The organism is Cytobacillus sp. FSL K6-0265, assembly GCF_038003465.1.
GTDB classification, from domain to species: domain Bacteria; phylum Bacillota; class Bacilli; order Bacillales; family Cytobacillaceae; genus Cytobacillus; species Cytobacillus stercorigallinarum.
Map to the genome: position 1 here is coordinate 3,872,754 of NZ_JBBOPE010000001.1, position 13,412 is coordinate 3,886,165.

Consider the following 13,412-nt stretch of genomic DNA (forward strand, 5'->3'; position numbering starts at 1 on the left):
ATGAAATAATCTATAACAATAAAAAACAAACCCCAAAATTTTTAGGGTTTGTTTTAATGCATTACTTTTTAGCGCTTAAAAACTTCCATTACTACTTGCCTACTTGAAGTCCCTTTCTCTAAATAACAAAATCGATTAAAGAACGGTTCAAAACTTTCATCTAACATCTTACCTTCTTCAATTAATCGAATTTCCTTTAACACTTCAGAAGTTGTTTTAACTAACGGGCCTGGTGCTTCTTTTTCGAAATCAAAATAGAACCCTCTTAACTGATCCCTATAGTTATCTATATCATAGGTAAAGAATATCATTGGACGTTTCAAGTTTCCATAATCAAAAAACACGGATGAATAATCCGTAATCAAGATGTCTGATATGAGATATAGCTCTCTTATATCCTCATAACTGGATACATCTTTTGCAAATCCTTCATACATAGATAAATCCATATTTTCCGCAATTAAATAATGCATCCGCATTAATATAATGTACTGATTACCTAATTCTTTTTTCATTTTTTCTAAATCTAATTTTAGGTTAAATTTATATTTACCCACACTATAATATTCATTATCTCTCCAAGTCGGTGCATATAAAATAACTTTCTTGTTAGGCGGTATTTTTAATTTTTCTTTTATGCCATTAATAACTGCTTCATTTCCATTATTTAAGAGTAAAAAATCATTTCTTGGATAGCCAGATTCGATCATATCTTTATCAAATCCAAATGCTCTTCTAAAAATATCTGTTGAATACCGATTTGGAGAGATTAAATAATCCCACTTTCCAGATTCATTTAAGAAATTTCGCTTATAACGATCCGTGTCAGTTCCAGGCATATGCACTTCTTCCATATCAGCAGCAAGTTTTTTTAACGGTGTACCGTGCCATGTCTGTAAATATATTGTATTCTTAGGTTTCGGAATCCATGAAGGTGTTCTACTATTAAACACCCAATATTTAGCCCTCGCCATTTTAAAGAGCCACTGTATAGAAAAACGGTTTATTGTTTTAACTCCTTTGTTTTGAAACGAAGCCGAGTATCTAGGATCAACGCTCCAATACATTTCATAATCGGGATAATTTGCTTCTAAATACTCGTATATCGAACGAGGATTACAACTAAACTGTTTACCCAAAAAACTTTCAAAAATGATTAGGTTATTCTTCTTAGGTAATAAACCAACTATTTTAAAAGCTAATTGATAAGCCTTTTTTATCCAACGGTGTCTTTTAACCTTTGTTAACAACTTCCTAATCACTGAATCTTCCTCCCAAACAAACTAGATGGGGAATTTTTTTATCTTATTTATTTTTTAAATATTCATTAATACCTATTTAAGACCCATCTCTTTACTATTTTCTTAAATGGTTAATGCAATTAAAAATTCTTTCATTATTATTTTTATCTAACACCGAAAATATATCAGATTTCCGTGTCATTATATCAGGCCTTTCTTTAAAATCCCTTAATACTGCCTCTTCAATTTTATTGACTAATTCTTCATGTGAAGAAACAATATCTCCTAGAAAAGTTTCTTCTATTGGTCTTAGTATGCCATTTGCAAAAAATAAATCGGAATCAAAGTGAAAATAGATTACAGGCTTACCTAAGAAAGTAAAATCAAAGGAAACTGAAGAGTAATCTGTAACCATTATTGAATTTTCTTTCAAAAGCTCCTGAACACTTTTTTCTCCAAATTCTACAAGTTTAATCCTATTGTTATTCATAGGAACATGATCCTTAATATATTGTTGCATTCTATAATGAGGATAGAAATTCAATCTTAAATTATATTTTTCAAGCACTAATGATAATTCTTGCGATTGAATAAATCCCATGTATTTTTCAAAGTAACTTGATTGGATTAAATTATCTTCACTATTAATCCATTCTCTCCATGTAGGAATAAGTAAGATTTCTCTTTTTGGGTGATGATTCTCTTGTAATTTATCGAATCTAGCCAAACCAGTAACTACCACTTCAACTTCATTATATCCAAACTGCTCAATAACCATATCCTTCTCTGCCTGAGACGATACAATGAATAAATCAAAAGGGTACTCATAGTAAACCTTATGATATGGAACATTTTTTCTACCTAAAACACCATGCTGCAAAAAGATTTTTTTTGCTTTTCTATAGTTTTCATATTTTATTCCTTTAAAAGGAAGAATATAATCCAAATCATGAGTACCAATAAATGCACTTGCCTGTAAGCTCTTTTTAATGTGTTCAATGCTACCTATTTCTAGGACGTTACCGAATGCTGAAACTTTCTCTATATCAGGGGATTTTCCATCAATTACATAATAAACCTGCAACTCAGGAAAGTGATTACGGCAGTACTCAAAAAATCTATAGCCATTATCCTGAGCAGTATCAGGCCTTTCCCCAACAAGCCATATTTCATTACTTTGGGGCGTTTTAGAAATAGTCTTCATTTCTTTATAGATCTTATTTTCAAAAATAAAGCTTTCAAATTTAATATTACCTTTCGGAGTAGTAGTTAAGTTATACTCATACGTTTGAGTATCATCTTCTGAAATAAAATCAAGAAATACTTTATCTTTGTGATACGTATACTCTCTTAATCCTAATTTCACTTTCCGAAAAATCGATTCTCCTTCTAATATCAAATAAAAGTCTATTATCTCTTTAAATTCATCCACAATTGATTTGAACTCACTTATCGGAATGGAGACGATGAAGTCTCTCTCATTTTTAACCGAGGCCTCATATCTGATAGCCTCCATATTTCTTCTATTAATTAATTCAATATAAGGGTGATATTGTATATTTTCTCTAACGAACTCCGATTCGAAATATATTTGTCCTTCTAAATAAAAATGATGATCTTTCATATAGAACTTGCTAACAAATTTGTTCAACCTTGCACGAGAATATACTAACGAAAGCTTATTATACCTCGTACCGTAGAATTCAAAGAAATAACAATCCCTTTGATTCTCAAAAATATAAGTTGTCGAATTTTTAATTTTATTTATGACATTATTAATAATCCGAAAATCAATATATTGTGATTCAATTGTTTCAACACCAATAAATAAATCCCATCTTCTTGGTCTATCAAGTGCATCATAACCTAATATTGAATAATCCAATTTGGTATATATCATTAAAACGTCTTCTTTTACTTCTTTATCCATTTTAATGCTAGTAAATTCATTTGTATCCCTTTGCCTTAAACGTAAGAATATATCTGACTCGCTCTCGTTAAAGATTTCTATCTTATCTTTTGTAAATTCCAGAGTTACAGTTACTATGTTCTGTTCTCTTTTAAAGTAAATATTATTAGGTCGGATAGATAAATACCTTGTATGAGCGTATATTTTTCCGTTGATTACTTTAGTACGAAAATGCATCGTTTCACGATGGGTAGGGAGAAAAAATTCAACAGTATTTTCTTTCGCTTTTTCATTTCGCACGTACATAGGAAAGCGAAAACTTTGTGTATCATGATTAACTGTAATAAAAAACTTCCATTTTCCTTTTATAGAAAAAGAAGTGTTTTCCAGTATAATATTTGCTGTGTATTGGTTTCCATTTATACTCATCGGTGTTTTTACACTATATCCGTTAGGTCTTCTTATTTCCAAGAAAAATTGTTCTTTTAATATTTCTTCATCCAGGAAGTTCAAATAAATAGAGCCACTTAATTTAATGATCTTCTCTTCATAACGAATCGATTCAATTGTATTGGGTATATCGTATATAGATTCCATTTCTCCATTTAGATAACTTATTTTGAAGAAAACTCGATTGTGCCTATCCCATCTAAGTAAGAATAGATGGGAATTACTTAAAAAGTACTGAAAATCTTTGTGAACGAAACAATCCGAAAACCTTACCCTGATTTTTTTCTTTCCTATCAATAATGAAACATGGTAGGTTCGCTTATTGGGTGGTAACAAAATATCACTTTTGGATATAATAAATTCAATGACATTTGACTGTTTCTCTTGATTAATACCTTCTATTTGTTGGAATACTTCACCATCTTTTGTATGAAAGAGAAGTTTTATGTTTTTATGATTAGCTAACTTATTTTCAACTTTTATTTTAAAAACAATTTTTGAGTCATCATCTTTTATGTCCATTAATTCACCATAACTCAGTAAATTATTGATAATATACTCTTTTGTCTTTTGCTTTTCAGTTTTTAATTTACGACTAACTTTTCTTTTAACTTTTTTCGCAAAGTCAAACATGTTTTTCGTGTTTATTGTAAAAACCTTCTTTCAGTAAACATTTAAAAATACTCCATTTTTATCTAATAGCAATTTTAGACGAATATTAAATGCTATTCAACAATTACTTAATTAATTAACATTTGCCACTTCTATGTAATACTTACTAATACTTGATAAAAAAATTTATATATCATAAAATAAAATAATGAGTATCATCTATAGAAAATATTATCAAACCATATAAAGTTTATGTCAAATACTCGGAGGTAACTCTAATGAAAAAGGTAATAACATACGGCACATTCGACCTACTTCACTGGGGTCATATTAATCTTTTAAAACGCGCTAAAAGCCTTGGTGACCACTTAACAGTCGCTATTTCTTCCGACGAATTTAACAAATTAAAAAATAAAGAAGCATATCACTCATATGAAAACAGAAAAATGATTCTTGAATCTATTCGATATGTTAACAAAGTAATCCCTGAGAACACCTGGGAACAAAAAATAGAAGACATAATTAAACATAATATTGACATCTTTGTAATGGGTGATGATTGGGAAGGGAAATTTGATTATCTAAATGAATATTGTGACGTAATTTATTTACCAAGAACGGTTGGTATCTCTACCTCACAAATAAAACAAGATCTCTTTAAAGTAAAGTGATGATTAGAGAACTTCTAATATTCTTTTATTTATTTACTTTTCGTTTACTTTTCCAACTCTTTAAACTATTTCCTGTGCAAAATAAAGTTGTTTATGTCACTTCCTTTTTAGAGAATAATATTAATATATATAATGAACAAAAGCGACAAGATTATACTTGTCGCACTATTTTTTTAACAAGGAAAGACTTCATTAACTACCTTACACAATATAAAGATGCTCATACAGATATTTTATTATTTAACTTGCGGTCACCTTTCCAATTTATAAAAGGGATATTTCACTTAGCTACATCTAAAGTAATCTTTGTAGATAATTATTTTGGCTTCTTATCCGCAATCAAGTTTAAAAAGGATGTAACTTGCATCCAACTTTGGCATGCAAATGGAGCTATAAAAAAATTCGGTTTATTAGATCCCGGAAACAACACACGAACACCTGCAGCAATGAATCGATTTCATAAAGTCTACAATCAATTTCATAAGATTATCGTTGGTTCAGATAAGATGCAAGAAATATTCAAAAAGGCTTTTGGATTAGATGATTCAAGATTTATTAAATCTGGTATTCCTCGAACTGATATCTTTTATAATCAGGTACTCATAGAGGAAAAAAAAGAGCAGTTATACCGTAAGTTCCCACATTTACGCGGAAAGAAGATTCTTTTATATGCACCTACGTATCGAAACGAGGATCTTGAAAATTTTGAGCTAAACCTTGATTTGGAATTGATGACTACAGAACTTGCAACAAGAGGGTATATTTTATTACTTAAATTACATCCTGCAATTAAACAAGGTGTTGACATACCTAAAAGTTGTAGTCATTTTGTCTATGATTTCTCAAAAATGTCTAACACCAATGACTTGCTCTTTATTACTGATATTCTAATTACTGATTACTCATCATTGCCTTTCGAGTATTCTATCTTAGAAAAGCCCATGATTTTCTATCCATATGATTTTGACAAATATAAAAATGAAAGAGGCTTTTGGGAGGATTATCATCAATTAGTTCCTGGGCCAGTAGTTTCATCTACTTCAAAAATAATCTCAACAATAATTGAAAGTGACTTTAATATAGATGAAGTAAAGAAATTCAAACAAGAATGGAATCAATATTCAAACGGAAATTCCAGTAAAGAAATAGCTAAATATATTCATTCACTCATTAATAAGTAAAACAACTCCCCAAATTAATTCAATTGAGGAGTTGTTTTACTTTTATCAAACTTTCGTTTTGTATTCCCTATTATATATTTTCCAAAGGGTAGGAACGAAATCAATTTTATGAGCACCATTGAGAAAGCAACAGAGAATAAAAATAATATTACAACCAAAACATATGGTGATAAATTAGGTATACTCTCTGTCAAGTAAGGCGTAAAAATCCTTTGTACTTGCCAATGAACAAGATAAATACCTAATGAATAGTTACTAATTTTATTTACTATATTTATGTTCGGAAGTAGTTGCCCCCAAGCTAATATCGTCAAGCTTATTGCTATAGATAGTGGGAAAATATCTAGTCTTCTAGAATCAACTTGGTTATAACCGCCTTCGAATCCAATTAAAATAAGTATGATTACATAAGTTAATGCAATTGTCGGAATCCATTTATATGTTTTCAAGAAACCTATAATTTTTTCATAGTAAGCCCCTATTAGAAACGCAACAGTAAAATAACCAAACCAAGCAGTAAAAGGCAATTTCAACATAGCTCTGTTCTCAACTACAAATGGAATTTCACTATTTAAGATATATAAGTGCGCCACCATAATGAAGATACTCCAGGGCAATAATTTCAAAACCGAAATCCTGAATTTTACTATCAGATAATGTAAAATGTAAAATTGAAAGATAATTAAAATAAAATAACCTATAAAATTACCCATTAAATTACTTTGAATCTTAGCTAAGATGTTTATACCACTTTCCGACATATAGTTCACTACTAATGCATCTATAATAGCAAAAGCAATGAATGGTAATTAGCTTTATTCGTTTTGTGAAAAAATTGGGCGGTATCTTATCCTTATATCTATTTGCTAAAATAATTTCTGATAAAACTATAAAGGTAGGAGTGGCATAAGTTAAGAGCACTCTTAGAAAGTACATATTTTCTATACTAGGATATCCGAAAGACCTACCAATTTGTGTTGAACTATGCAGGAACACAACACTTAGACAAGCTATTGTACGCAATAGGTTCCATTCTCTCACCATTTCTTTACAAACTCCATTTCTTTACAATATAAAAATTTAATAACTTTTTAAATATAACATATAAAATTTGCTAATTAAATATTAATCAGGAAATACCATTTTATTATATTACCACTAATTAGTATTATTGATAACTTAAAAGGTGATTCTTTTGTAAGAACCACCTTTTAGAAATAATATAATTAATTAAAATACTGATTTAACCCATTAAAAATTCCTTTTGCTGCCTTTTGTTGATAAGCAGCTTTAGTAACAGTATCGTATTCATTAGGGTTTGACAAAAATCCTAGTTCGACTAATACAGAAATATTTTGATTCTCACGTATGACATAAAAATTCCCATTATTTTTAACTCCACGATCTCTTAGCCCTGTTTCAGCAATAACTCCATCTTGAATTAACTGAGCTAACTCTCGTTCGTCTTCGTTAGAAGGTAAATAATAGGTTTCAATACCGTGTGGGCTGGGGTCTGGATTTGAATTATAGTGAATGCTAATGAAAGCATCAGCATTATATTCATGGCTAATTTCCACACGTTCAGCCAATGTTAAATATACATCGGTAGAACGCGTCATAATTACCTCAGCTCCTTCTGCAATTAAATAAGAGCGAAGATAATTAGCTGTGTTAAGATTCAAATCTTTCTCTATACCCATTGCCCCGGGATCATGACCACCATGACCAGCATCCAGCACAATGACTTTTCCTTTTAAGCCTTTTTCCATGGTGTTCGTTTTAATATAACCAGTATGTGCTTTTCCGTTTACATACACAGTCACTTCATGCCAATTCGAAGTGAAAGTTTTATATTTTATCTTAGAACCTTTACTATAACTTTTAAGTACACTTGAGGTAGTAGATGCCTTTTTATAAACAGTCACTTCCGACTGTGCCGTACCCGTGATGCTTTGTTGCGGATTCTTACTATTTTCAACATCTTTTTTATTGATATAACCTTTTGTTGCTTTTCCATTCACATAAACGGTTGCTTCGTACCAGTTATCAGTGTATGAACGATACTTAAGGATTGAACCTGAACTATAGCTTTTCAGCACATTGGATGAAGCAGATACATCTGCATACACCTTTGTTGGCGAAGCAGTCGCAACTCCTCTGTAATTCGTTCTAGTTACATCTTCATCCATCATTGCATCTTTCTGAATATATCCAGTTGTTGCTTTTCCATTCACATAAACGGTAGCTTGATACCAATTCTTCGTGTAGGTTTTATATTTAAGAGTACTACCTTCACTATAGCTTTTTAGGATACTTGAGCTAGTGGAAGTACTGCTATATACATTGACACGTTTTTTTGCAATGCCACTTAGTGTCTCTTGCTTCGCATCATCATTGATTACATCATTTTTATGGATATAACCTGTAGTTGCTTTACCATTGACATAGACAGTCGCTTCGTACCAATTCGCAGTATGTGTTCTGTATTTAATACTTTTTCCTTCATTATAGCTTTTCAACACATTGGATGACTTTGATAATCCGCTATACACATGAAGTTTTTCATTTTTCACCACACCATTTAACGTTGATTGTGGTGTGTTTTCTGGGATCACATCATCTTCGTGGATGAAGCCATATTGCCATTTACCATTTGCATAAACTCTTGCCTCATTCCATTGTGCAGAATAAGTACTATACATGACAGTATGTCCTTCATTATAACTCTTTAAGACATTTGAGCTTTTAGAAGGCGTAGCATAAACATGTAGATTTTTGTTATACACGATTCCTCTTGAACTCTCTTGCTTTTCAACAAGTAAGTCAACATCATCACTATTGATGTAACCCGTTACGGCCTTACCGTTCACATAAACGGTTGCTTGCAGCCATTGATTATTCGACTTTTCAAATTTAAGGATTTTACCTTGTGAGTAGCTCTTTAACACTGTAGAATTTCGACTGGATTCTGCATAAACATTTGTGGGGTTTTTAAGTGCAACACCTTGTACAGTAACTAAAGCTTTACTCATGAGCATCCTTGATTTTACAGGCTCCTCATCACTTACTTCCTGTTCATCTGGTACAGCTTGTTGTTCTTCGTCTTGTTTTAATTCATCTGTTTGACTTTCTTCAGTGAGTTCATTCTCTTCAGTAAGATTATCTTGTTCTTCTGTTGAGTCAATAGAAGTATTCTCCTCACTTACCGCCTCTTCCTCATTAGGAGCATTCTCTTGCGGTTCTTCTGTCAAAGGGGGCTCAATTGCTTCTTCCGCTTCTTCCTGTTTCTCATCGCTCAGCTCTTCTTCAGTAAGTTTATCTTGAACAATTGCATATTCATCAATTTCTTCATTTAGGATGTAGCCAAGCACTTCATTCTCTTCTTCATCCTTTGTTTGAATATAAGAGTACTCTTCTCCTTGTTCAAGGATTTCAAACACTGAATCTTTGAATAAATGATATAAAATCTCGCTTTCTTGTGAGTCTTCAAGGTATACAGCAACTTGTTGCTCTTCATTTACAACATATGTAATTGGTTCTTGTTCAACACTTTTATCATTTATCTCATTCGCATATCCTATATTCGAAGTTACACTGAATACTAATAAAGCAATAAGAAACATGGAAATATGTTTCTTTAGTTTAGTCATTTTCTCCTCCTTTTCTAAAGTTATGATACTTTATAACTATTTTTCCAGTAGTGCTAAATTCTACATACCCCACCATTCATATTAACATATTAAAATATGACAGTATTTATTATTTTTTTTACATTCACTTTACGAATAAGAAGAGTTTTTGTCTAATATTGTCTATTTTACATTTATTTTATATCCACTGAACTAATAATTTGGTATTCTATAACATATATCAAAAAAATTAACATTTGTATGGGGGAAAAGAAATGCGTAGCCAACCTAAGAAAAAAAAGCGGTTATGGTTAAAAATAACCGGTTCCATTGTTCTGCTAATGGTCATTGCAGTTGGTATTTATGGGTTTATGGTCTATCGTTCTGTTTCAGGGGCTGTGGAAACGATGCATCAACCAATCAAGTATAAAACAGAGAAAAGAGAGCAGGACCTTACACTGACTGAAAAAGAGCCGTTTTCTGTTTTAATGCTCGGAGTAGATGAAAGAAGTGGAGACAAAGGGCGTTCTGATACGATCATTGTTATTACTGTTAATCCAAATGACCAATCGATGAAAATGTTAAGTATTCCAAGAGATACACGTACTGAAATTGTTGGTAAGGGCATTGATGATAAGATTAATCATGCTTATGCATTCGGCAATGAGGAAATGGCGATGGCCACAGTAGAAAACTTCCTTGATATCCCAATTGATTATTATATCAAAGTAAATATGGAAGGGTTTAAAGATATTGTTGATGCGGTTGGAGGTATTACAGTGAACAGTTCCCTCGCATTTGAACAGGGGAATTCTTCTTTTTCAGAAGGGACAAACACCTTAAATGGCGATGAAGCATTATCTTATGTCAGAATGAGAAAAGAAGATCCAAACGGGGACTTCGGTCGTCAAGATCGTCAGCGTCAAGTGATTCAAGGGGTTATTAAAAAAGGGATGAGCCTTAACACCCTCACAAACTATGATAACATCTTAGGTGCGTTAGGTAAGAATGTTAGAACGAACTTATCTTTCAATGAAATGCGTGATATCCAAAAAAATTATAAAAATGCAGTCGGGAAAATTGACCAACTAACCATATCTGGCAATGGTCAACGCATCAATGACATTTGGTATTTAATCGTTTCAAATGAAGAAAAATCAAAAGTACAAAATGAATTGAAATCACACTTAGATATATAAGAAGAAAAGTCTTATTCTATGAACCAATTAGGTTAAGAATAAGACTTTTTTTAACTTCTTTTAATCAACTGCAGTGAGCTTATTGTTCCATCTTCTACACTTTGAAATAAGTAATCAAATTCTTCTCCATGATATAAGAAAGATTTCGTCTCTTCTAACTGCATATCTGGTTCTCCCAATTGATTAAACAATGTATCTGTAGACGGACCATTCATATCAATAACCACGCCATTAATTACTTCATCTTTATATATATATTCTGCATGTTCGAGAGGTTCATCCAACACTTGTCCTTCTCCTAAAGTGTTCCTAACTCTTTCTAAAGGGAACTCAAGGCCGACAATGCCATTTAATTTGGCATCCATCTCTGGGTCAACAACTGTATTATTTAATCTAGCCAAAACCGTTGTACTAACCCAGCCTTCGTCATTATCATTTTGTTGGATTTTAGCCCATCCATCCTTCTCTTCTAATACTTCGTATGGAAACCCAAAAATAGCAAAGTCTATTGCTTCACTCTCCATTGTTGGTTCTTGTCTTATATTAGCACTTGAGACCGTTACATACCTTATATCTAATGATTTACCCTTTAACTCTTCTTCGACAACGTTCGGTTCTTCTAATGCGGCAGATGATTTGTTCTTCACAGCCGGAGTCGATGAGTTATTGTTATTTATTAGAAATAGTGTGCTAACGGATAGTAATATTAAGAGTGTACTTAATCCTAAAATAAATTTCCATTTTTTATAACCAGGCTTTGTTCGCTGACTATCATCAGAACCAATGTTAGTATTTTTGGGTTCAGTGTTGGTATAATCATTCAACTGACTACGCCTATCTAAAATGTCCTGCCTGAATTTCTTCTGTTCCTCTTTAGATAAAGATTTAAAATCCTTTAGGAACTTTTCATACTTTGGAATGATTTCTCCGATTGTGCCGTAATCTCTCACTTCTCCCGCCTCTAGCCATAAGGCTTTATCGCAGAATTTCTTTACCTGTGCAATACTATGACTAATGAAGAAAATTGTTTTACCTTTTTGCTTAAATTCATTCATCTTATCTAAACATTTATCAGTAAACGTTTGGTCACCAACCGAGAGGGCTTCATCAATGACAATAATATCAGGATCAATATTAACAGAAATAGCAAAACCTAATCGAGACTTCATACCACTAGAATAGTTTTTAACTGGTTGGTCGATAAACTTCCCAATATCAGCAAAGTCAATAATCTCAGGCATCAATTGCTTAATTTCTCTCTTATTAAATCCTAGCATGAGACATTTCAATTCAATATTCTCTCTGCCTGTTAATTGATTGTTAAGACCTGATGCAATAGCAATAAGCGACGCACTACCATTAATCGTTATATTACCAGTGGTGGGAGGTACTACTCCCGTTATAAGATTGGACAGCGTTGATTTTCCAGCACCATTAATCCCAATTACACCAATGACATCCCCTTGGTAAGCAGTGAAATTGATGTGTTGCAAGCCGTAGAAATCTTCACCGTATCCTTTAGGTACGAATATATCTAATAGTTTTTCTTTGTTGTTTTGATACATTTTAAAACGCTTCGTTACATTTTCAAAATGAACTGATTCAATGGCCATGTCTTTTTCCCCATTATTTATTAAATTAGTCCTTTTTACTATACCAAATTTTGCAAAGAAAAAAAGGCTAAAAATCAATTTAGCCCCACACTTAATAAACATTTATTTAATTTGTAACAAGTCCTGCTTGCTTCTTCATTGCCTTCTCTTTAAAAGCACGCTTCTCGGAAGCACTCATCGCTTTATATTCCTTTAAGAAAGCCTGATATTTTGGCATTACTTCTTTAATCGGACCAAACTCTCTCACTTCACCATACTCCAGCCAAAGTGCCTTTTCACAGAAACGATTCATTTGACCAATCGAGTGACTAATAAAGAAAATTGTTTTTCCTTTTGCTTTAAACTCATTCATCTTATCTAAGCATTTATCCGCAAATGTCTGATCACCGACTGAAAGTGCTTCATCAATCACTAAAATATCCGGATCAATGTTTACTGAAATGGCAAAGCCTAAACGTGATTTCATCCCACTGGAATAGCTTTTGACTGGTTGATCAATAAATTTACCAATATCAGCAAAATCAATAATTTCCGGTTCTAGCTCTTTTATCTGCGCTTTACTAAATCCGAGCATCAGACATTTTAATTCAATATTTTCACGCCCTGTTAATTGGTTATTCAAACCCGAATTTACAGCAATTAATGCCGTCTTCCCATTGATGGTTACCTCACCTGTAGTAGGTGGGATAATGCCAGCAAGGATATTGGACAGAGTGGATTTACCAGAACCATTCACTCCAATAAATCCAACAACATCACCTTTTTCAGCTGTAAAACTAACATTTTGCAATGCGTAAAAATCTTCACCGTAACTTTTTGGTAATAAAATATCTAATAACTTTTCCTTATTACCTTCATACATTTTATATTTTTTTGTAATATTGTTTAAAATAACTGAATGTTCCAT

The 13,412-nt window shown here is 32.0% G+C and carries 6 protein-coding genes and 3 pseudogenes; 3 read left to right on the top strand and 6 right to left on the bottom strand.

Annotated features, from left to right (window positions below):
• Positions 1–68: 68 nt before the first annotated feature.
• Both MHH73_RS19655 and MHH73_RS19660 read right to left on the bottom strand, forming a co-directional pair.
• Positions 69–1,256 (bottom strand): annotated as a pseudogene (locus tag MHH73_RS19655) (CDP-glycerol glycerophosphotransferase family protein); the annotation flags it as partial.
• A 100-nt stretch (positions 1,257–1,356) separates the two neighbouring features.
• Positions 1,357–4,233 (bottom strand): CDP-glycerol glycerophosphotransferase family protein, encoded by a 2,877-nt coding sequence (locus MHH73_RS19660; RefSeq protein ID WP_341068865.1) that lies wholly within the window; start codon positions 4,231–4,233, stop codon positions 1,357–1,359.
• A 257-nt stretch (positions 4,234–4,490) separates the two neighbouring features.
• On the opposite strand from MHH73_RS19660, the gene tagD reads away from it, so the two are divergent.
• A complete protein-coding gene (gene tagD, locus MHH73_RS19665) occupies positions 4,491–4,883 on the top strand; it encodes a glycerol-3-phosphate cytidylyltransferase (protein WP_191813176.1) in 393 nt (130 codons plus the stop codon).
• The gene (locus tag MHH73_RS19670) at positions 4,883–6,064 is read left to right on the top strand and encodes a CDP-glycerol glycerophosphotransferase family protein (RefSeq protein WP_225230523.1); all 1,182 of its coding nucleotides are present in this window, start codon (positions 4,883–4,885) and stop codon (positions 6,062–6,064) included. Before tagD ends, MHH73_RS19670 begins: the two co-directional genes overlap by 1 nt.
• 14 nt (positions 6,065–6,078) lie before the next feature.
• Here MHH73_RS19670 and MHH73_RS19675 read toward each other — a convergent pair.
• A pseudogene (locus MHH73_RS19675) lies at positions 6,079–7,108 on the bottom strand (acyltransferase family protein).
• Between the two features lie 182 nt (positions 7,109–7,290).
• Positions 7,291–9,714, bottom strand: coding sequence for an N-acetylmuramoyl-L-alanine amidase (locus tag MHH73_RS19680; protein ID WP_341068868.1), 2,424 nt, complete (start codon positions 9,712–9,714; stop codon positions 7,291–7,293).
• A 254-nt stretch (positions 9,715–9,968) separates the two neighbouring features.
• Between MHH73_RS19680 and tagU the strand changes: the two genes are divergently transcribed.
• The gene (gene tagU / locus MHH73_RS19685; RefSeq protein ID WP_191813181.1) at positions 9,969–10,892 is read left to right on the top strand and encodes a polyisoprenyl-teichoic acid--peptidoglycan teichoic acid transferase TagU; all 924 of its coding nucleotides are present in this window, start codon (positions 9,969–9,971) and stop codon (positions 10,890–10,892) included.
• Between the two features lie 50 nt (positions 10,893–10,942).
• On the opposite strand, the gene tagH (MHH73_RS19690) is transcribed toward tagU, so the two are convergent.
• Positions 10,943–12,505 (bottom strand): teichoic acids export ABC transporter ATP-binding subunit TagH, encoded by a 1,563-nt coding sequence (gene tagH, locus MHH73_RS19690; protein WP_341068871.1) that lies wholly within the window; start codon positions 12,503–12,505, stop codon positions 10,943–10,945.
• 121 nt (positions 12,506–12,626) lie between these two features.
• Positions 12,627–13,412 (bottom strand): annotated as a pseudogene (gene tagH / locus MHH73_RS19695) (teichoic acids export ABC transporter ATP-binding subunit TagH); the annotation flags it as partial.